At 28.0% G+C, this 20,031-nt stretch carries 23 protein-coding genes; 20 read left to right on the top strand and 3 right to left on the bottom strand.

What is annotated here, in order from left to right; all coding sequences use genetic code 11:
- Positions 1-263 precede the first annotated feature (263 nt).
- Positions 264-698 carry a hypothetical protein gene (locus tag BLS77_RS15675; RefSeq protein ID WP_089971957.1) on the bottom strand — a complete coding sequence of 145 codons (435 nt, stop codon included), beginning with the start codon at positions 696-698 and terminating at the stop codon, positions 264-266.
- 588 nt (positions 699-1,286) lie between these two features.
- Between BLS77_RS15675 and mntA the strand changes: the two genes are divergently transcribed.
- The 16 genes from mntA (at position 1,287) to BLS77_RS15595 (ending at position 16,102) form a co-directional block, all read left to right on the top strand.
- A complete protein-coding gene (gene mntA, locus BLS77_RS15670; RefSeq protein WP_207648699.1) occupies positions 1,287-1,682 on the top strand; it encodes a type VII toxin-antitoxin system MntA family adenylyltransferase antitoxin in 396 nt (131 codons plus the stop codon).
- Positions 1,676-2,098, top strand: coding sequence for a HepT-like ribonuclease domain-containing protein (locus BLS77_RS15665; RefSeq protein ID WP_089971953.1), 423 nt, complete (start codon positions 1,676-1,678; stop codon positions 2,096-2,098). The genes mntA and BLS77_RS15665 overlap by 7 nt, the downstream gene beginning before the upstream one ends.
- A 259-nt stretch (positions 2,099-2,357) precedes the next feature.
- Positions 2,358-3,824: an ABC transporter permease gene (locus BLS77_RS15660; protein ID WP_089971950.1), complete on the top strand. Its 1,467-nt coding sequence runs from the start codon at positions 2,358-2,360 to the stop codon at positions 3,822-3,824.
- Between the two features lie 79 nt (positions 3,825-3,903).
- Entirely contained in the window at positions 3,904-4,590 is a 687-nt protein-coding gene (locus BLS77_RS15655) for an ABC transporter ATP-binding protein (protein WP_089971949.1), read from the top strand.
- A 15-nt stretch (positions 4,591-4,605) separates the two neighbouring features.
- On the top strand, positions 4,606-5,274 hold the full coding sequence (locus tag BLS77_RS15650; RefSeq protein WP_089971946.1) for a response regulator transcription factor: 669 nt from the start codon (positions 4,606-4,608) through the stop codon (positions 5,272-5,274).
- Positions 5,258-6,709, top strand: a complete 1,452-nt coding sequence (locus BLS77_RS15645) for a HAMP domain-containing sensor histidine kinase (RefSeq protein ID WP_089971943.1) — start codon at positions 5,258-5,260, stop codon at positions 6,707-6,709. The genes BLS77_RS15650 and BLS77_RS15645 overlap by 17 nt, the downstream gene beginning before the upstream one ends.
- A 182-nt stretch (positions 6,710-6,891) precedes the next feature.
- The gene (locus BLS77_RS15640) at positions 6,892-7,545 is read left to right on the top strand and encodes a TIGR00266 family protein (RefSeq protein WP_089971941.1); all 654 of its coding nucleotides are present in this window, start codon (positions 6,892-6,894) and stop codon (positions 7,543-7,545) included.
- Positions 7,546-7,657: 112 nt separating this feature from the next.
- A complete protein-coding gene (gene gpmI, locus BLS77_RS15635) occupies positions 7,658-9,196 on the top strand; it encodes a 2,3-bisphosphoglycerate-independent phosphoglycerate mutase (protein ID WP_089971938.1) in 1,539 nt (512 codons plus the stop codon).
- Between the two features lie 187 nt (positions 9,197-9,383).
- Positions 9,384-9,923: a sigma-70 family RNA polymerase sigma factor gene (locus BLS77_RS15630; RefSeq protein WP_089971936.1), complete on the top strand. Its 540-nt coding sequence runs from the start codon at positions 9,384-9,386 to the stop codon at positions 9,921-9,923.
- 1 nt (position 9,924) lies between these two features.
- Positions 9,925-11,316, top strand: a complete 1,392-nt coding sequence (locus BLS77_RS15625) for a DUF4179 domain-containing protein (protein ID WP_089971934.1) — start codon at positions 9,925-9,927, stop codon at positions 11,314-11,316.
- A gap of 169 nt (positions 11,317-11,485) precedes the next feature.
- Positions 11,486-11,701, top strand: coding sequence for a hypothetical protein (locus tag BLS77_RS15620; RefSeq protein WP_089971932.1), 216 nt, complete (start codon positions 11,486-11,488; stop codon positions 11,699-11,701).
- A 14-nt stretch (positions 11,702-11,715) separates the two neighbouring features.
- Positions 11,716-12,405, top strand: coding sequence for a response regulator transcription factor (locus BLS77_RS15615; RefSeq protein WP_089971929.1), 690 nt, complete (start codon positions 11,716-11,718; stop codon positions 12,403-12,405).
- Between the two features lie 256 nt (positions 12,406-12,661).
- Positions 12,662-13,591: an ATP-binding cassette domain-containing protein gene (locus BLS77_RS15610; RefSeq protein WP_089971928.1), complete on the top strand. Its 930-nt coding sequence runs from the start codon at positions 12,662-12,664 to the stop codon at positions 13,589-13,591.
- On the top strand, positions 13,584-14,465 hold the full coding sequence (locus tag BLS77_RS15605) for an ABC transporter permease (RefSeq protein WP_089971925.1): 882 nt from the start codon (positions 13,584-13,586) through the stop codon (positions 14,463-14,465). The genes BLS77_RS15610 and BLS77_RS15605 overlap by 8 nt, the downstream gene beginning before the upstream one ends.
- Positions 14,466-14,567: 102 nt before the next feature.
- Positions 14,568-15,458, top strand: a complete 891-nt coding sequence (locus BLS77_RS15600; protein ID WP_089971923.1) for a sensor histidine kinase — start codon at positions 14,568-14,570, stop codon at positions 15,456-15,458.
- Positions 15,459-15,517: 59 nt separating this feature from the next.
- Positions 15,518-16,102: a protein kinase gene (locus BLS77_RS15595; RefSeq protein WP_089971920.1), complete on the top strand. Its 585-nt coding sequence runs from the start codon at positions 15,518-15,520 to the stop codon at positions 16,100-16,102.
- Between the two features lie 76 nt (positions 16,103-16,178).
- Here the strand turns inward: BLS77_RS15595 and BLS77_RS15590 are convergent, their stop codons facing one another.
- The gene (locus tag BLS77_RS15590; RefSeq protein ID WP_089971919.1) at positions 16,179-16,406 is read right to left on the bottom strand and encodes a helix-turn-helix transcriptional regulator; all 228 of its coding nucleotides are present in this window, start codon (positions 16,404-16,406) and stop codon (positions 16,179-16,181) included.
- A gap of 213 nt (positions 16,407-16,619) precedes the next feature.
- On the opposite strand from BLS77_RS15590, the gene BLS77_RS15585 reads away from it, so the two are divergent.
- The 3 genes from BLS77_RS15585 to BLS77_RS15580 all read left to right on the top strand — a co-directional run bounded on the left by BLS77_RS15585 (position 16,620) and on the right by BLS77_RS15580 (position 19,311).
- Positions 16,620-17,030 (top strand): CBS domain-containing protein, encoded by a 411-nt coding sequence (locus BLS77_RS15585; protein WP_089971916.1) that lies wholly within the window; start codon positions 16,620-16,622, stop codon positions 17,028-17,030.
- A complete protein-coding gene (locus BLS77_RS20795; protein WP_139164855.1) occupies positions 16,984-17,136 on the top strand; it encodes a DUF1722 domain-containing protein in 153 nt (50 codons plus the stop codon). The genes BLS77_RS15585 and BLS77_RS20795 overlap by 47 nt, the downstream gene beginning before the upstream one ends.
- A 441-nt stretch (positions 17,137-17,577) precedes the next feature.
- A complete protein-coding gene (locus BLS77_RS15580) occupies positions 17,578-19,311 on the top strand; it encodes a methyl-accepting chemotaxis protein (RefSeq protein WP_089971915.1) in 1,734 nt (577 codons plus the stop codon).
- Between the two features lie 66 nt (positions 19,312-19,377).
- On the opposite strand, the gene BLS77_RS15575 is transcribed toward BLS77_RS15580, so the two are convergent.
- A complete protein-coding gene (locus tag BLS77_RS15575; protein WP_089972021.1) occupies positions 19,378-19,551 on the bottom strand; it encodes a helix-turn-helix transcriptional regulator in 174 nt (57 codons plus the stop codon).
- A gap of 119 nt (positions 19,552-19,670) precedes the next feature.
- On the opposite strand from BLS77_RS15575, the gene BLS77_RS15570 reads away from it, so the two are divergent.
- On the top strand, positions 19,671-19,910 hold the full coding sequence (locus BLS77_RS15570) for a YdbC family protein (RefSeq protein WP_089971912.1): 240 nt from the start codon (positions 19,671-19,673) through the stop codon (positions 19,908-19,910).
- The last annotated feature ends 121 nt before the right edge of the window (positions 19,911-20,031 follow it).

Here is a 20,031-nt window from a genome sequence, read left to right as displayed (position 1 = left end):
ATTTATTATGAATTATAGGGTCTTATTTTTGTTTTAATATTAGACATAAAATATTATGGTTCTTATGTTATGATTAGTATATAAATAAACTATAATTTAGTAAATACTTGTATAGAATTGTATATTAGTTCTTAAAAAACTAATATATAAATAGTAATTTGTAAGCATAATGGAATAATGACAAATCAGAAATTTATTTATCCATTTAACTAAATAATAAAAAGATACCCGACATCTGAACAGATGTTGGGTATACTTAATTTCTATACACTTGTTACTACAATTGTATAATCTGGATTTGAAATTGTCTTTGCATAAACTGCAGCGGTTCCAAAATATTTAGAACCTGAAAATTTTCCAATTCTTGTTCGCTCGATGCTGTCATTAGCGTCTGGAAATCCTTTGGAAATAGGTGTGTAGCCATAAGCCCTCATGACGAAGCGTACCATCCAGCCAATATTGCGGCGGTTGGGCGCATTTGCGTCTGCAGCGTCATGATTAAGAGGAAATTCTTCGCAATCTCCAAACAGGTCCTCTAGTTCCTTGACTACACCTGTAAGTGCAGGTAATCCAACTTTTGACATAGCAATCATCTGATTAACTGATTCTGGTTGTGTTAAGAATTCAATTACCCTTTCTGTGTCTGGATTCTTTGGAATCGAACTACTACCGAAAAAATCTTTCATTATCTGATTCATCTTTTTTACCTCCTTGGAACTATAGATCAATTTGATCTATAGATATATGATAAACTAATATTTTGTTTATGTCAACTTTAAAGCATTATGATGCATAGATTTTTATTTATGTAAAAATCCTTTATGCAAAAATGACAGAATTGCCTTGCAGAGTGATTGTAAAAAAAAATTAATAAATATTCAAATTCCAATTTATCTAACAGATTAGATAGAATTGTATAATATTATATTTTATAATAATTAGAGAAAAGTTTATAGGCTTGTCGTAAATATACAAGCCTATTTTATGATTAAGTGGAGCTTTGCAACATTTATCATATCCTACAATTACTAACACTCCAACTGAAGCTAAGAATCACTTTATATTGTTTAAAAGATACTAATTGGATATAATAAAGATATAGTAAGTGATTCATATATGAGAATGTAGAGAAGAGATATATTTAGGTTGCAGAATTGAATTAGTAATATAGTGTATTAGGCATCATAAAATAAATAATAGACCAGTATCTTTGATTTTTGGTCTATTATTTATTTTACAATGCCTTAAATATATGAAATAAGAAGGGTGTGGAGTGTTTGCAAAATGTGATATTTGAAAAACTAAATAGTGATAATTTAAAAAATTACTTTATTAAATTAGGATTAAGTACTGCTTTAGTTTTTGGAAGCGTCCTAACAGACGAATTTAATGAAGAGTCTGATGTAGATATTGCAATATTAAGTAGTAGCAAGTTAAATATTAAGGCAATATTAAATTTAGAATTATATTTAGAGGATTTATTAGATAGACCAATTGATGTTGTTGATTTGAATAGTGAAAAATTAGATGTTTTTATAAAAATAGAGATATTAAATAATAATAAGTTGATATACAGTCAAGATAACAGTGTATCATTAAATAAACTTATAGATAATACTGAATGGTATTATAGAGAAAATGAGCATTACTTTGAATGTAGAAAGAGGGATTTATTATGCTAAATGAAGGAAGATTACTTAAAATAATTGAGGATATGACTGAGGTTTTAGAAAATCTTAAAGAATGTAAAAGTGTTTTAGAGGAAACTCCAGAAGAAAAAAATATATTATATATTGAATTTGGATTAAAACAAATTTTTGTAGACTTTTTTATAACAGTTGAACATTTAATTTCTATGCTATTAAAAGAAAATAAGAAATTTAAAATAGGCATTGATATGAAGCAGTCCTTATTTATTTTAAATAAGGACAATGTAATTTATGAAGAGATATATTTATTTTTAAATGAAGCGAGACTACTTAGAAATAGAATATCACATAGATATAAAGAACCTTCAACAGCTGAATTAATTGAATTTATAAATAGTAATATTGATAAATTTGATAAAGTAGTAGATATAGCAAAAAAATACTTATAAATTATAATCCTTAATAAAAAACAAACAAAATAATCCATTAGCAATAATATTGGCTAATGGATTATTTTTTAGCCTTATTTGAGAAGTTATAACTAAGGAAACTGAAAAAATAACAAGTCAATTTACGAATATAGTACAAAATGAATTTTATTACAGATTAGAATAGTAAAAATACATATAAACTTCAGTTAGAATTCTTATGAAATGAAGAGACCTTCTATAGTATCAGAGGTGAAAGAAATAAGGAGGGATTAATTATATGGATTTTATTTTAAGAGGATTATTAAGCTTAAAGAAGAGAAAGAGTAAGGGAATAATATTACTTGCTATAATGTTAATTGTATGTCTTGTAATTTTATCAGGATTTGGAATACAATCAGCAACAAAGGCAGCGGCTGTTTTAGCAAGGCAAAAGCTTGGGGCAGAGGTTACCTTAATGCAGGATATGCAAAAAACTATGGAAAAAATGAGAGCGCAACAAGATCCAGCGGCTGAACCTACTAGAGGAAAAGGAATTACAAGAGCGTCAGTACCAATAGAGTATTTAGATCAATTAAAAGGTTTAGAAAATATCGAAGGATATTCATTAGAAAATAGTACAGGAGCAAATTTAGGAGATGGAGTTATAGCAGTAGCATCAGAAACAACGGAGAGTACAACTGCTGCTAAGGTAGGTGGTGGTCAAGATGGAAAGATGAAGGCGCCAGTTAGTAAAGGCGATATTACCTTAATGGGTATTAATGATTTCTCTTTGGCATCAGAAATTAATAATGGTGGTGGGGAAGTAGTAAGTGGTAGTGCAATAACTGAGAATGATTTAGAAAAAAATGTTGTAATGTTAGAAGAAGTATTTGCAGAGGATAATAAATTAGCGGTTGGAGGTACTATTAAACTAAAAAATCCAGAAACAAGTGTAGAATTTGAGGCAAGTATAATTGGAATTTACAAAACAAATTCAACAGTGGATGATACAGCTTTTAGAAATACAGCAATGATGCCATATAATAAAATATATGCACCATATACATTTGTTAATACTATTAAAGGTAGTGATTACACAGGAAAGGTAGATAGTATTAAATTCTTCTTAGATGATCCTGTTAACGTAGATAAGTTTATTGAAGAGGGAAAAAAGACAAATATAGATTTTGAGACATTTGTATTAGATGGTGGAACAAGAGAGTATGATCAAATGATGTCACCTATAGAAAATGTAGCATCTTTCTCAAAAATAACATTAGTTGTAGTTACTGTTTTTGGAGCAGGGATTTTAGGATTAATAATTATGTTATCTATAAAAGAGAGAATAAATGAAATTGGAATATTAATGTCTTTAGGAGAAAAAAGAATAAGGATAATAGGACAGTTTTTAGTAGAGGTACTTGTAATTTTAGTGATTGCATTAAGTGTTGCAGCATTTACTGGTAGCAGTATTAGTAAAGTAGCGACAGATAAATTATTAGCTAATGAATTACAAACTGAATCACAACAACAATCCCAAGGAATGGGAGGCCAAATGCCTCAAAATATAGGAAGACAAGGTAATGGTGGTGGCTTTAGTAAAACTAAAGTAGAAAAGATAGAAGAATTAAATGTAAAAATAACAGCAACAGAATTTTTCCAAATGGCATTACTTGCAATGCTAGTAGTTATTGTTGCAACAATAATACCATCTTTAATGATAATGAGTGTTAACCCGAAAGAAATATTAAGCAAAAATAGTTAGGCATCATAAACTAAATAATTAGTCAAAGTTAATAATAGTGACTAGTTATTTAGCTAAAGATCACATAGGAGGAGTTTTTATGGAAGCAGTATTAAAAAACAAAGAAGAAATAGTTTTAAAAATAGAAAATTTATCATTTGCATATGAAGAAGGTAAAAATATACTAGATAAAATAGATGTTGAGTTTAAAAAGGGAAGGTTTTATGCAATAGTAGGAACTTCAGGATCAGGAAAAACAACATTTTTATCATTAATTTCAGGTTTAGAGGCTCCTACTGAAGGAAGTCTATTATTGAAAAATAAATCTGTAAAGGAAATTGGATTAGAGAATTATAGAAATAAATATGTATCAATAGTTTTTCAGGGATATAACTTAATAAATTATATGACAGCTGTGCAAAATGTAACATCGGCTATGAGTATAAAAGGGGTTAAGAAAGAGGATAATAAGATTTTCGCTATGGAAATGTTACAAAAAGTTGGGTTAACAGAAGAACAAGCTCATCAAGATGTCTTAACATTAAGTGGTGGACAACAACAAAGAGTTGCAATAGCTAGGGCATTAAGCTGTGAAAATGATATAATTATAGCAGATGAGCCCACTGGAAATTTAGATGAGGAAACTTCAAAAGAAATAGTAGCACTCTTTCGTGATATAGTATATAAATATGGAAAAACAGTAATTATGGTAACTCATGATAAGGATTTATCTAAAAATGCGGATGAGATATATGTTATGGGTAATAAAAAATTAATTAAACAATAGTAAGGAGGGTTTTTTATGGCAAAAAGAATTTTAGTGGTAGAGGATGATGTGCAAATACAAGAAATTATAGTTGAGTTTTTATCATCACAACACTATGAGGTCCATTGTGCTAATGATGGGCTTGGAGGCTATGAAAAATTTAGAGAGACTAATTTTGATTTAGTTATTTTAGATATAATGATGCCAAATTTAGATGGTTATGCTTTATGCAAAATGATAAGAAATAAAGATAAAAACATAGGAATTATATTTCTAACAGCTCTTGGTAGTGAAGATGATGAGGTAAAGGGATTTGATTTAGATGTTGATGATTATATTAGAAAGCCTTTTTCCTTTAATGTATTAATAAAAAGAGTTGAGGCGGTTTTAAGGCGTAGAGGAGAAGAAGAAGAGGGAAAGAATGAGTTAACTTATGGTAATGTTACATTAGAAGTAAGCTCTTACAAAGCTTACTTGAATAATGAAGAGGTTGAAATGACATTAAAGGAGTTTAATATACTAAAATTACTTATTCAAAGTAGCCCTATGATAGTTTCTAGGGATATTTTAATAGAAAAAGTGTGGGGCTATGAATATTATGGTGATACTAGAGTTATTGATGCTCATATTAAAAATATTAGAAAGAAAATTGGTGGTGAGTACATTAAAACAGTAAAGGGGATAGGCTATGGACTTAAAAAGTAAGTGGAATAATCTTGGGATAAAAAAGAAAACATTTTTATTCTCATCTATAGTAATAGTTATAGCTTTTTCAGTATTGTATTTAAGTATGTCAATTTTCCTACCAAGGCTTTATTATAATTATAAGGTTGACCTATTAAATAAAAATATTAGTGAATTTATAAATAAATTAGAGAATAATACTGTTGATGATATAAATACAGTTGTAGATGAATTTAGTTTTCAAAATAACTTAATGATAAATATAATGACAGCAGATGATGAATGGGTTTATTCAACTTTCAAAACTGATATGAATAAAAAGATAATAAGAGTGTTAGATAATAAAGTGCCAAGTGAAAAAAGATTGCCAAATAGTTTTTATGAAAAAAGAGGTGGCACTCCTATAGAAAATTTAACATTAGAAAATAAATTTTATTTTAAACAAATAGATAAAGAATGTATTATATTAACTCATGCACCTATTAAAGCTATTAATGAGGCAGAGATAATTGTGAAATTATTTTTCCCTTTTGCATTTTTAACAATTGTAGTAGTTGCAGTAACAATATCAATGTTTTATTCTAAAAGAATTAGTGATCCTTTAATAAAAATAAAGGAAGCTGCGGAAGAGATGGCTGCTTTAGATTTTACAAAGAAGTTACCTTTAATGGGGAAAGATGAAATTGGAGAGCTTGCAAATAGTTTAAATGTTATGAATAGAAAACTTGATAAAACCTTTAATGAACTTGATATGGTAAATAGAAAATTGAAAATAGAGATTGAAAAGGAAAGAGAAATAGAAAAGGAAAGAAGAGAATTTATTGCAACTATTTCTCATGAATTAAAATCTCCTATAACAATAATAAGTGGTCAAATAGAAGGTATGAGTTATAATATAGGAAAGTACAAGGATAGAGATAAATATCTAAAGGAAAGCTATGCAGTAGTTGAAAAAATGAGGGCTTTAGTAAATGAACTTTTAGATATTTCAAAAAGAGATAAAGATGATTTTAAATTAAATATAGAAAAAATTAATATTTCAAAGTTACTAAAAGAGATATTACGAGAAAACTATTTCTTTATTGAAAGAAAAAATTTAAAGTTACAAGAAGAAATTACAGAAGAAATATGGATAGATGGAGATAGATTATTATTAAAAAAAGTTATAGGAAATGTAATAAAAAATGCTATTTCACATTCGCCTTCAAAGGAAAATATTTTTGTAGAGTTAAGTAATTCAAAATTAGTGGTAAAAAATACAGGGGTAGAAATAGAAGAAGTAGATAAGGGAGAAATTTTCAAAGCTTTCTATAGAGCAGATAAGTCGAGAAATAGAAAAGATGGCAATACAGGGCTTGGTTTATATATAGTGAAAACAATATTAGATAAACATGAAAATATAAATTATAGCATTGAATCAAATAAAAATCAGGTTTCATTTATTATAAATTTTTAATAAGGAACTTAAAAAAGTAATAGATCAAGTCGCAAAATAGACTAGCGAATTGGTCTATTATTTTTTTGGAAGATACTTAAGAATCTGTTAGATAATATTTTGAAAGTAGTAGAACATAACTCTTTACAAGGGTAGTTAAAAAATGTAGTATAGGTATATAATAAAATTTTGGGGGTTTTAAAATGAGTGAAAAATTTGAATTGCTATACGGAAATACTAATAAGGTATTAAAAATTAAGGCAGAGACAGGTGAAAGATATATTGTAGAAGCTGGAGCAATGGTTTCAATGAGTGATGTTTTTGAAATGAAGGCTAAAACTGGTGGGCTTGGAAAAACTCTTGGAAGAATGTTTTCTGGTGAATCAATGTTTATTCAAGAATTCAAAGCAAAAGGAAATGGAGAATTATTGTTAGCACCTCAATTTTTAGGAGATATAGAAAAGGTTGAGATGGATGGAAGTAAAAAATATAGATTAGGCAAATCAAGTTTTTTAGCTTCAACTTCAGGAATAGATGTAAATACTAAATCAGGTGGAGTTAGTGGGATGTTTTCAGGAGAAGGATTAATACAAATGGAGGCCTCAGGAAAAGGCGAATTATTTATAAGTTCTTATGGAGCAATTCATAAAAAAGAAATTGAGCCTTTGGAAGTTTACATAGTAGATTCAAACCACTTAGTTTTATGGGATAGTAATATGAAATATAGTGTAGAATTAGCATCAGGACTTTTTGGCTCAATAGTTGGTGGTGAAGGTTTTATTTGTAAATTTTCTGGTCCAGGAACAGTTTGGATACAAACAAGAAATCCTGCTAATATGACAAATAAGGCAAAATAAAAAGCGCCCTTAGTTGTTTAAGAAGTATAATTATAGTATAATAAAATCAGAATTAATAAAAAAAATACTATAGATTATTAAGAATAAAATATAGATGACTTGGAGGAAAATTATGGCGAAGAAACCTGTAATGTTAATGATACTAGATGGATTTGGAATAGCTCCAAAATCAGAAGGAAATGCTGTTGAAACAGCAAATAAACCAAATTTTGATAAATTAATGGCAAAATATCCACATACACAATTAAGAGCAAGTGGGCTTGAAGTTGGATTACCAGAAGGTCAAATGGGTAATTCAGAAGTAGGTCACTTAAATATAGGTGCAGGAAGAGTTATATATCAAGAGTTAACAAGAATCACAAAGGAAATAAAAGATGGTGGATTCTTCACAAATGAATCATTGAACTTAGCTGTAGACAGTGCTAAGAAAAATAATTCAGCTCTTCACTTAATGGGTTTATTATCAGATGGTGGAGTTCACTCACATATAGATCACTTAAAAGGTCTATTAAAATTAGCTAAAGATGCTGGTCTAAGCAAGGTATTTGTACATTGCTTTATGGATGGTAGAGATGTAGCTCCAGGATCTGGTAAAGATTTTATAGCGAGTTTAGAATCTTATATGCAAGAAATTGGTGTAGGTAAAATTGCTACTATTAACGGTAGATACTATGCTATGGATAGAGATAACAGATGGGAAAGAGTTGAACTTGCTTACAATGCAATGGTACTTGGAACTGGTGAAACAGCTAACAATGCTATTGAATGTATGGAAAAATCATATCACGATAATAAAAGTGATGAATTTATCTTACCATGTGTTATAGAAGAAGATGGAAGACCAGTTGCAACAATAAAGACTGGAGATTCAGTAATATTCTTTAACTTTAGACCAGACAGAGCAAGAGAAATAACTAGAGCTATAAATGATAGTACATTTGAAGGCTTCAAGAGAGAAAAATTAAACCTTACATTTGTAACAATGACTCAATATGATAGCACATTAAAAGGTGTTACAGTTGCTTATACACCAAATAGCTTCGAAAACACTTTAGGACAATATGTTGCAAGTAAGGGATTAAATCAATTAAGAATAGCAGAAACTGAAAAATATGCTCATGTTACTTTCTTCTTTAACGGTGGAGTTGAAGCGCCAAATAAGGGTGAAGATAGAGCGTTAATTGCATCACCTAAGGTTGCAACTTATGACCTTAAGCCAGAAATGAGTGCTTTTGAAGTAACTGATGAATTAATAAATAGATTAGATTCTGATAAGTACGATATGATTATATTAAACTTTGCTAACCCAGATATGGTAGGTCATACAGGTGTTATAGAAGCTGCTGTTAAAGCAATAGAAACTGTTGACACATGTCTTGGAAAAGTTGTAGCTAAAGTATTAGAAAAAGATGGATCAGTATTTATAACTGCTGATCATGGAAATGCTGAAATGATGATAGATTTCTCAACAGGAAAGCCATTTACAGCACATACTACAGAGCCAGTACCATTTGTATGGGTTTCAAACCACACAGAAGGTAAAACATTGCAAACCGGAAAACTTGCTGATATTGCTCCAACAATGTTAGTAGAAATGGGACTTGAAGTTCCAAAAGAAATGACAGGAACAAGCTTAGTAGTAAATAAATAATTAATAGGACGCCTTATAATATTATAAGGCGTCTTTTCTAGTTTATAGTAAAATATTAAGGCATCGTAAAAGAAATAACAAACAAGAATACTTGGCTGTTATTTCTTTTACGATGCCTAAGAGAGATTAGAGCATTAAATACGTTTATATAGATGAAAGTACTTTCAAAGAGAAGGGGAGAGAGGACATGGTTAATAAGGATAACTTTATTATAAGGCTTAGGAAAAAGGACTTGATAGCCTTAGATTATTTAGTGGATAATTATTCACAACTTGTATTAAAGGTAAGTTACAGTGTATTAAATAATTTAGATCTTAGTGAAGAATGTACAAATGATGTAATGTTAAGAGCTTGGGATAATATTAAATCATTTAAAGGAGATATAAATATGTTTCCTAAATGGCTTGTAGTTATTACAAAAAGGCATGCAATAGATATAATTCGGAAAGAAAAAAAGCATAGTAAAAATGTGTGTTTAGATGATGAAATTAGCATTAATATTAGAGATGTAGCTGATGAGGTAGAAGACATCATAGCTATGGATGTAATTCATTCAGAAATAAATAATTTAGATAATAAAAGTAAAGACGTAATTGTTAGAAGAATATTTAAAAATCAAAAGGTAAATGAAATAAGCAAAGAACTAGGAATAAGTGAAACAGCAGTTAGTAATAGGTTAAGCCGGGGAAAGAAAAAATTAATATGCGCATTAGAAAGGAGAGGATAGTATGAGTAAAGAGTTTGAAAATATAAATTTAGATGATTATAAAAATATTGAAGTAGAAATGAATGATATAAAGAAAGCTAAAATGAAGAAAACATTAAGAGTAGAAATAATAAGAAGAAAGAGAAAAAAACGAAAAACTTTGGCTATAGCAGCATCATTAACATTTATAATGACATTAGGGATTATTTCACAACCAGCAGTTGCACAAAATATACCTATAATAAATTCTATGTATCAAAAAATGGGGTTTAGTGAAAAGTATTTGCCAGTGACAAAATATGTTGGTGAGTCAGTTGAGGAAAATGGTATTAAAGTCACAGTAGATAATATTGCAGCATCAGAGCGAGTTATAAGGATTAGTGTTAAAGTAGAATCTGAAAATGAAATTTTCAAAAATCCTTCAAGTCTTATTCATATGATTGGATCAGTAAATGGTATTAGTGTAGGATCAGGTGGAAGTGCTTATAACATAGATAAAAAAAAATATGTTGAAGTTATAGAATTGAGTTCAATTGAAGGATTTCCATCTGCTGGAACAGTGAAATTAAATATGTTTAGTGAAACTTATAAAATCAATCAATCAATAGAACTAAATGTAGATTTTACTGATTCTTATAAAAATAATATTAAAAAAGAAGTAACTATGGAATCAAATAATGGAGAATATAAAGTAGTTGAACTAGAAGGTACTAGTTTAGGTACATTCCTAAAGGTTGAGAACTGTAAAATTGAAGGGGGTGACGGTAGTAAAGGTATTTTATTAAAGATAGATGATAAAATTTATAGAAATGGTTCATTTTCGAGTGATGGAGAGATAGCATATCTTAGTTGTCCAGATGTAGTATATGATGATATTAAAAATGCAAAAAATATCTCAGCTATTGAATATAAAAATGAAGATGGAGCTGTAGTATTCGGTGGGGGAGTTAAAAGTACTTTAGTTAATAGTGAATGGGTATCAGTTCCAACTATGACAGAAGAAGAAACAGAAGTTAAAAACAAACTTTTTGTAGAGCATATGGAAAAAGAAAGGATAGCAAAAGAATCATCGCCTAAAAAAATAAAAGATAATGTTGAATATATTAGTGAGTTAATATCTCAAGATGGAAATAAAGTAAATATAACAAATGTAGAAAGAAAAGATGGAAAAATAAAAATATATATAGATGGTGATGAAAGGAACGATATTTTAAGAGTAGCAAATGATACATTTATTTGTGATGACAATAATAAAAATTATCAATTTCCAGAGTTAATAAGAGAAAATAGGGAAGGATATATTATTGAATTTGAGGATAGTATTGAGGGTAAAGTAAAGGTAGATATGAAAGATATGTTGATTAATAAACATGGTTTGAGATTTGAAGAAGAAGAAAAATTAATACTTAAATAAAAGATATAAATCCACTGAAATTAAAATAATTTCAGTGGATTTTCTTTATTTATAAATAAAAAAATAACAAGATAATATGCTTTGAATATACATTTTATTCAAAAAAATGATATAATTACTGAGAAAGTATAACTAAAATTTAATACTTTCTTAAAAAGTGGAGGGTTCTATGAGAGCTAACGATACTAAAAATAAAAGTTGTAAAAATGATTTTATAATCTTGCTGGCTTTATTACCAGTTAATATAATAAATTTAATGCGTGTATTTGAGGACTATGATAATAGACTTAATTTAAAAACTATTATAATAGTGGCATCTGCTTTACTTTATATATTGGCATGTATTTATACTTATGTGAAATGGAAAAAACAAAAAAATAGATAAGTTGGTGAATAAATATGGATAATAATATTTTAGTGGTAGAAGATGATTCAGATATTAATGGATTGCTATGCAACATTTTAAAAAAAGAAGGACATGCCGTTAGAAGTGCATACTCTGGTACTGAGGCGAAAATGTGCATAGAACAATATGATTATGATCTTATAATATTAGATTTAATGTTGCCAGGTGTTACAGGGGAAGAACTTATAGAAGAAATAAGAAAAATAAAAGTTATGCCTATAATAGTTATATCAGCAAAGACTGGGCAAGAGGATAAAATAAATGTGCTAAAACTTGGTGCAGATGATTTTATAAATAAGCCTTTTGACATTAAAGAGGTAATAGCTAGAGTAGAGGCTCAATTAAGAAGATATAAAGAATTTTCACAAAGTAAAAGTAAAGATAATAAATTGAAGTATAAAAATATAATATTAGATTCAGAATCAAGAAGAGTATTTATAAATAAAGAAGAAATAGCTTTAACTGTAAGGGAGTTTTCAATTTTACAATTGTTAATAAGCAACCCTAATAAGGTATTTACAAGAGAAAATCTATTTGAGACTGTGTGGGAAAATGAATTTTTAGGTGATGATAATACAGTTAATGTACATATTAGTAACTTAAGATCAAAGCTAAGCAAAGCAGATAGAGGGTCTTACTATATTAAGACAGTTTGGGGAATAGGATTTAAACTTAAAGAGTAGAAATAAGACATATTCAAAAAAATATCAGACTAAGGCACTTGAAAAAATAATTAATCAAGGTACTTAAGATGATGTTCTTTTTAATATGCCTAAATTGATAGGTTTGAACTCAGGCATTATAAAATAAATAATAGACTAGTATCATTGAGATATTATTTATTTTATAGTGCCTTAATACTTTCTTAATGTTTTCTTTAAGGTATCTTATACTTAAGTTTATATAATAAGAGCATAAGGTAATGGGGAGGAAATAATAATGAATGAAATAATTTTAAAAACTAATAAAATAACTAAAAAATATGGCACTCAAGCGGCTGTAGATTCTATAAATATAACAATAAAAAAAGGTGATATATATGGATTCATAGGACAAAATGGTGCAGGGAAAACTACATTAATGCGTATGATAACAGGGTTAATACACAAAACAAGTGGAGATATAGAACTACTGGGAGGAAGTACTGAATCTGAGTTAAATAATGCTAGAACAATGGTTGGTAGTTTAATAGAAACACCATGTTTTTATGGTGGCATGACTGCAAGAGAGAATCTTGAAGTTTCAAGGCTTGTTAGAAATATTGCAGGAAAAGAATGTATAGAAGAAGTTTTAAAGTTAGTTGGATTAACTGATGTGAATATAAAAAAGAAAAAAGTTAAGAACTTTTCACTTGGAATGAGACAACGGTTAGGAATAGCGAATGCGCTACTTGGAAATCCAAGATTGCTTATTTTAGATGAACCTATAAATGGATTAGACCCTATGGGAATTATCGAAGTAAGAGAACTTCTAAAAAAAGTGAATAAAGAAAAAGATGTAACAATATTAATATCAAGTCATATACTTGGAGAACTTTCAGAACTTGCTACATGTTACGGTATAATAAGTCATGGTAAGTTAATTGAAGAAATATCTTCAGAAAAATTAAATGAAAAATGTAGGCAATATATAGAACTAGAAATTGATGATGCACCAAGAGCAGTAACATTAATGGAGGAAAAACTAAATATAACAGCGTATGAAGTTTTAGATAAGAATAAAGTGAAAATATATAGTGACCTAGATAATGTTGGTAAAATAAATACGCTTCTTTCTAAAAATGGAGTAATTGTAGACCGAATTGGGCTAAAAGGAGAAAATTTAGAAGAGTACTTTATGGATATTGTTGGAGGTGGAAAAAATGTATAGATTAATAAAAGCAGAGTTATTTAAATTATTTAAAAATAAAACTTTTAAGGTATTATGTATTGTAGCTATAATATTATCAATAATAGTAATAGCAATGACATCAATAATAACAGAAGACTTCTTGCTTAAGGCATTAGGAGATATACCACAAGAACAAAAAATGATACAGTTAGAACAAATTAGGGGCGCAAGTAGTGAAGCAAGTTTCACTCCAGGTCAACTAGGATTCCACGTAAGTGGAGCTAAAGATATGTTTAATATTACTACTATAGAATTGTTCCATACAGCATTTGGAGTAGGGGCTATAGAAATTTTAATTGGTGTTTTAGTAGCAGCTTTCCTTGCAAAGGAATATTCAGAGGGAACAATAAAAAACATATTGGCATATGGGAAAAAAAGATCGCATTATTATATTTCAAAGTGGATAGCAATTACAGTAGGAACAACTATAATAATGGCTATAACAGTAGGACTTGCAACTATTATTAATATAATTATTAATGGTTGGGGGGAACCTTTTGAAATTATTCAATTAATGGGTATGTTAAAAACATTTGGTGCAGCAGTAATAGTTAATTCAGCGGTTGTTGCAATTATAATGTTGATTGCAACACTAGTAAAGAGTAATGGAGCAACTATAGGAATAAGTGTAGCAATATTTGTAGGTATTCCACTATTCACATCGTTTTTATATGGAAAAATTGATTGGTTTGATAATCTTTATGAATTAACTTTATTATATAATGTGGCAATTGTAACAGCTATTAGCGCAAATAGTGCAGATGTTATAAAAGCGATAATGATATCTTTAGTTACGTTAGTAGCAGCTTTAGGTTGTGGAATAGCAGTATTTAATAAACAAGATATTAAGTAAATAAGGCATTGAAAAATAAATAACAAGACAAAATAATGACTTGTTATTTATTTGGAGATGATTAATATTAATAAAAAATAGAGAGGTATTGGAGGTGGAGCAATGATATTTTTAATAATAATGTTAGTAGTAGCAGTTATTATTCTTTTTATGTATATTATTAATTTAAAGAAAGAGATAAAAGCTGTTTCAAGCGAGATAAAAAAGAATCATAGTGAATATAGAAATATTAGAATTAAAACAACAGATAGACATATAGAGCAACTAGTAGTAAATATAAATAAATTATATGATGAAAATCAAAAAGTAAATGTTAAGAAAAAGGAAGTTGAACTTGAACTAAAACAAAGTATTGAAAATATGGCTCACGATTTGAGAACTCCATTAACTTCTATTATGGGATATATTCAACTTATTAAAGATGAAGAGGTAACTGAAGAAGAGAAGAGTAAGTATATAGATATAGTTGAAAAAAGAACCAATGTATTACAAACATTAATAACAAGTTTTTATGATTTATCTAGGATTGAAGGTAATGAATATAATTTTAACCTTAGTAAAATTAATTTAGCTAATGTTTTATGTGAAAATATAGCCTTGTTTTATAATGAATTTGCAGAAAAATTTATGGAACCAATTATAGAAATACAAGAAAATACATCCTATATAATATCGGATAAAAATGCAATAAACCGTGTGTTTTCTAATTTAATAAGTAATATTTTAAAGTATGGAGATAAATATACAAAAATAACATTAAAAGAAGAGGATGAATTTATAATAACTGAGTTTATAAATTATGCTCCTAATTTAGTACAGGAAGATATAAATAAAATGTTTGAAAGATTTTTCACAGCAAATAAATCTAGAAGTGATAAAAATACAGGCCTTGGGTTATCGATAACAAAAGCCTTTGTTGAAAATCTGGGTAATAATATAGAAGCAAAATTATTAAATGAAAATTTAGTAATAAGTATAAGCTGGAGAAAATAAGTTATAAATTTAAAAAAACATTAATATAATATACAAACAATTAAAATAGGGTGGGACAAATGGTTAGGACTTATGCTTATTCAGCAGATTTTGATAAAGAAACAGAAAAGTTATTTAGAAAAGCAGTATTTTTAGGGGAAGGACATAATGGGATAGTATATGAACTACCTGAAAATAAGGCTATAAAAATATTTCAAGAAGCTAAAGTATGTAGAGAAGAAGCAGAAATTTTAAAACAGGTAAGTAAATCTACATATTTTCCTCATGTGTATAATATTGGACAGTTGTATATGGTAAGAGAAAAAATAGGCGGAGAAAGGCTAGATGACTTTATTAAAAAAAATGGTATGAGCCGTGAACTAGCTAAAAACTTATATAAACTTATAAATGAATTCAAAAAATTGAAATTCACTAAGTTAGATATGAGATGTAGGGATATTTATGTTAAAGAAAGCTTAAGTATAAAAGTAATTGATCCAAAAGAGTGTTATAAAAGGAAGGTTACTTATCCAAGACATTTAATGAAAGGCTTAAAAAAATTAGATTGTCTAGATAGTTTTTTAGATTATATAAAAGATATAGATAAAAGAAGCTGGGAAGATTGGGAAAAGAAAATGAAACAATATTTATATGAATTAGAGTAAATTATTTTCAAAAAAACAAGCATTGTAATTAATGCTTGTTTTTTTAGTCTTAATAAGAATAATGAGACGGTAATATTTACTCGTTATCTTCGTAAATAAGTGCATTTTCATTCCCCACCCAAAATAGATCGTTTAAAGTTTTGTTTAATGCTCTGCAAATCGAAATACATAAATTTAAAGTTGGATTATAATTTCCTGATTCGATCATACTGATTGTTTGCCTTGTAACACCAACCTGTTCTGCTAGTTGTGCCTGAGATACATCGCACTCTATTCTCGAAATCTTCATTTTTTTGTTTTTCATTATATCACCCTTTCTATAATTAAATTGTATGTTATAACTTAATATATGTCAAATATAGTATATAATTAGCAAAAAATAATTTTCAAAAAAAGTGCATAATAGATATTTATAATATTCAGTTCTATAGTAAAATATTCAGTTTTATAGTAATATATTAGTATGATACATTAGTAAAACTTATATAATGTTTATTAAAGAAGAGGGGATGATATTATGAAAATAGGCGATATTGTAAAATTACAAAATAACACGGTTAAAGTAAACGATACCATAGATGAAGTTTTACAAGTAATGAACAATCTCAATATTAATGGTATTCCTGTAGTTGATGATTATAATAATTTAGTAGGTATGGTTGTTAAAGCTGATATATATAGATTTAGGATAACTCCTGGTCATTATGATAGTTGCCCTGTTGAATGGGTTATGTCAAAGTCTGTAGTACTTGCACAAGCTGATGAAGATGTTTTAACAGGGGCTAAACGTTTAAGAGAAAATGGTATTATTTCTATGCCTATAGTTGAAAATGAGAAAATTATGGGTGTTGTTAGTATTGAGGATTTATTAGACTACTTTCTTGATAAAGAGAAAAATATTTTTTTCACTACCATTAACAATAATTAAGGCTTGGGTAATAAGATTTGAAAATGAATATTTATTAAGTCAGAAAATATTTGAAGCATTTCCAATGGAATTAATTGAAGTTACAGATTCAGGGAAGGGAATTTAACAATATATTACTATACAATTTTTAATTTGTAAATTAGAGCAAATTAATCGATCTTATTATAAGATTGATTAATTTGCTTTTTTATTTAGTGAAATTAAATAATATTATTATTAATATATCTACGAGAGTATTTTTAGTAAAGATGGCTCAATTTTGAGTAATTTCAGGAGTCTAATAATAGTACTTTAAATAAAGTCTATCGAAATAATAGAAAATGGAAGTGGAATTGCAAAAAAATGTTGTAATATAATACAAACGAGTGTAAAGTTGAGGTAAAGGTCAAAAAATGTATAATATAAGTGAATATATGTAAAAAAAATAGTTGTTTATAGAAAATACAGTATATGATCATGACTATATTATCTATAAATACAATTAAAATCCATGGAAACTTTATTAGTTTATAAATTATTATAATGGAAAAAGAAAAGGAGAGTTAAAATGAAATTATTTTTAAATTTAAGTGTAAAGAAAAAACTTATATCAGTATTTTCAGTAGTTTGTATTTTTATGGTTGTAATAGGAGGTGAGGGTATATTAAGCTCATCAAAGATAAATGCAGGTTCTGAGTATATATATACCAGTAATGTAGCGTCCATTAGTGCTTTGAAGGAAATGAAAATAAATATAAATGAAATTAGTAATAATATGCTTAGAATTGTTTTTGAAAGAGATAAATCAAAATTAGATGAGCAAATAAAGGCTATAGATGAACTAACCAATAAAAATAAAAAATTGCAAGATGAATATGAAAGTATACCAGATGAATCAAATGCTGATATAGCAAAAGAAGAAACAGAAACCTATGAAACTTTTAAGAATGACTTAGCAAAATATAGAGAAACAAGAAATAATGTCATTGAACTGGTGAGCGGTAATAAATATGAGGAAGCAGTTAAGGGGTATTATTTAGAGGTAACGCCAATGAGAGTTACTGCTTTTGAGAAAATAGATAAATTAATTGATATAAATATAAAATTAGCGCAGCAAGGAAATTCAAATAACATAGCTGAATTTAGCCATGCTAGGAATACAATTATAATATATACAACTATAGGATTTTTAATTATAATTTTTATGGCTTATATATTAAGTAGAAATATAATAATTCCATTAAATAAAATAAAAGATTTAGCTAATAGTTTAGCTGTGTATGATTTTTCAACTCCAATTACTATTACAATAAAAGATGAATTTGGACAAACTGGGAATGCGTTAAATATTGCACAGGAGAATATTAAAGAGTTAGTAAAAGAAATACTAAGCAATTCTTCTGATATGAGTGCATCTGCTGAAGAACTTTCAGCTACAGTTCAGGAGATAACATCTAAAATAGAAATTATAGATAATTCAACAGTTGAAATAAATAAATCTGCTCAAGATGCTAGTGCTACATCCGAAGAAATAACTGCATCTGTTGAGGAAGTTAACTCTAGTATGGAAGAACTATCTTCAAAGGCTATGGAGGGTAGCGAAAATGCTGGTAAAATTAAGGAAAAAGCTAAAGAAGTTCAAATAGCGGCGCAAAATGCATTGGAAAAAAGTAATAGTATTTATAAAGAAAAGGAAAAAAATATATTAAGAGCTATAGAAGATGGAAAAGTTGTAGATGAAATAAAAGTTATGGCTGATGCAATTTCAGCAATTTCATCACAAACTAATTTACTTGCGTTAAATGCAGCCATTGAAGCTGCTAGAGCTGGAGAACAAGGAAGAGGATTTGCAGTAGTTGCAGATGAAGTAAGAAGACTTGCAGAACAATCCTCAGAAACTGTAAATACAATTCAAAGTACAATAGTAAAAGTTCAATATGCATTCAAGAATTTATCGGAAAATAGCAATGACGTACTTAAATTCATTATAGAAAATATTGAACCTGTTTTGGAACAATATTCACAATCAGGAAAACAATATGGTGAAGATGGGGAATTTGTAAGCGCCATGTCAGAAGAAATTGCGGCTATGTCAGAAGAGGTAGAAGCAACAGTAGGTCAAGTTAGTGAGGCAGTTCAAATTCTTGCAGAAAATTCACAGCTTTCTGCAGAGCGTACAGGAGAGATTCAAATTAGTATTGATGAAACATCAAAAGCTATGGAGCAAGTAGCACAAACATCACAAATTCAAGCAGAACTTGCACAAAAGCTTGATGAATTGGTACAAAAATTTAAGATTTAAGGAAAAAAGCATACTTTTTTATTAAAAGTATGCTTTTTATAATATCTCAATAATAAAGTCAAAATTTTATTTATATGCTAATGTAAATAACTCTTCAACTGTAGTATTTAAGTATTTTGACAACTGCATAGCTAATACTAAGCTTGGATTATACTTATCATTTTCTATAGCTATGATTGTTTGGCGAGTAACACCTAAATTATTAGCTAACTGAGCCTGTGTTAATTTATATTGAAAAATATAGAAGTAGTCAGAATAGTTGCGAGTCTCTGTAAAATGAACTATAATAGTGTAACATATAATGATAGGAAATAGAGTCACAAGGTATGATACAAGAGATGTATAAAGGAGCGATAAAGATGGCAGATTTTAAATTTGATATTAAAAATAATTTAGGTACTATATCACAAAGTGCAAAAGGTTGGAATAGAGAAATTAATGTAATGACTTGGAACAATAAAAAGCCGAAAATAGATATTCGTGAATGGGATGAAAATCATGAGCAGATGGGAAAAGGAATAACATTAAATAAAGAAGAGTTAAAACAATTAAAAGAAATTTTAAATCAAGTTGATATTGATGAATTAGAAATAGATTAAATAACTATGTGAAATATAAGGCGTATAAAAGGACTCTATAGTCATTTTATACGCCTTATATTTATATTAAAGCAAAAATATAAAGTGGTTAAAAATATTAATTGATTATATATTGCAAAAG

It is taken from the genome of Clostridium gasigenes (assembly GCF_900104115.1).
GTDB lineage: Bacteria > Bacillota > Clostridia > Clostridiales > Clostridiaceae > Clostridium > Clostridium gasigenes.
Note: the sequence above shows the minus strand (reverse complement) of the source record. Positions and strands in the feature narration are given on the sequence as shown.

Excerpts from the sequence above, each read along its gene's own strand:
- BLS77_RS15675 (WP_089971957.1), bottom strand. The coding sequence starts at position 698 with ATGAATCAGATAATGAAAGATTTTTTCGGTAGTAGTTCGATTCCAAAG.
- BLS77_RS15665 (WP_089971953.1), top strand. The coding sequence starts at position 1,676 with ATGCTAAATGAAGGAAGATTACTTAAAATAATTGAGGATATGACTGAG.
- BLS77_RS15660 (WP_089971950.1), top strand. The coding sequence starts at position 2,358 with ATGGATTTTATTTTAAGAGGATTATTAAGCTTAAAGAAGAGAAAGAGT.
- BLS77_RS15655 (WP_089971949.1), top strand. The coding sequence starts at position 3,904 with ATGGAAGCAGTATTAAAAAACAAAGAAGAAATAGTTTTAAAAATAGAA.
- BLS77_RS15650 (WP_089971946.1), top strand. The coding sequence starts at position 4,606 with ATGGCAAAAAGAATTTTAGTGGTAGAGGATGATGTGCAAATACAAGAA.
- BLS77_RS15645 (WP_089971943.1), top strand. The coding sequence starts at position 5,258 with ATGGACTTAAAAAGTAAGTGGAATAATCTTGGGATAAAAAAGAAAACA.
- BLS77_RS15640 (WP_089971941.1), top strand. The coding sequence starts at position 6,892 with ATGAGTGAAAAATTTGAATTGCTATACGGAAATACTAATAAGGTATTA.
- gpmI (WP_089971938.1), top strand. The coding sequence starts at position 7,658 with ATGGCGAAGAAACCTGTAATGTTAATGATACTAGATGGATTTGGAATA.
- BLS77_RS15630 (WP_089971936.1), top strand. The coding sequence starts at position 9,384 with ATGGTTAATAAGGATAACTTTATTATAAGGCTTAGGAAAAAGGACTTG.
- BLS77_RS15625 (WP_089971934.1), top strand. The coding sequence starts at position 9,925 with ATGAGTAAAGAGTTTGAAAATATAAATTTAGATGATTATAAAAATATT.
- BLS77_RS15620 (WP_089971932.1), top strand. The coding sequence starts at position 11,486 with ATGAGAGCTAACGATACTAAAAATAAAAGTTGTAAAAATGATTTTATA.
- BLS77_RS15615 (WP_089971929.1), top strand. The coding sequence starts at position 11,716 with ATGGATAATAATATTTTAGTGGTAGAAGATGATTCAGATATTAATGGA.
- BLS77_RS15610 (WP_089971928.1), top strand. The coding sequence starts at position 12,662 with ATGAATGAAATAATTTTAAAAACTAATAAAATAACTAAAAAATATGGC.
- BLS77_RS15605 (WP_089971925.1), top strand. The coding sequence starts at position 13,584 with ATGTATAGATTAATAAAAGCAGAGTTATTTAAATTATTTAAAAATAAA.
- BLS77_RS15600 (WP_089971923.1), top strand. The coding sequence starts at position 14,568 with ATGATATTTTTAATAATAATGTTAGTAGTAGCAGTTATTATTCTTTTT.
- BLS77_RS15595 (WP_089971920.1), top strand. The coding sequence starts at position 15,518 with ATGGTTAGGACTTATGCTTATTCAGCAGATTTTGATAAAGAAACAGAA.
- BLS77_RS15590 (WP_089971919.1), bottom strand. The coding sequence starts at position 16,406 with ATGAAAAACAAAAAAATGAAGATTTCGAGAATAGAGTGCGATGTATCT.
- BLS77_RS15585 (WP_089971916.1), top strand. The coding sequence starts at position 16,620 with ATGAAAATAGGCGATATTGTAAAATTACAAAATAACACGGTTAAAGTA.
- BLS77_RS15580 (WP_089971915.1), top strand. The coding sequence starts at position 17,578 with ATGAAATTATTTTTAAATTTAAGTGTAAAGAAAAAACTTATATCAGTA.
- BLS77_RS15570 (WP_089971912.1), top strand. The coding sequence starts at position 19,671 with ATGGCAGATTTTAAATTTGATATTAAAAATAATTTAGGTACTATATCA.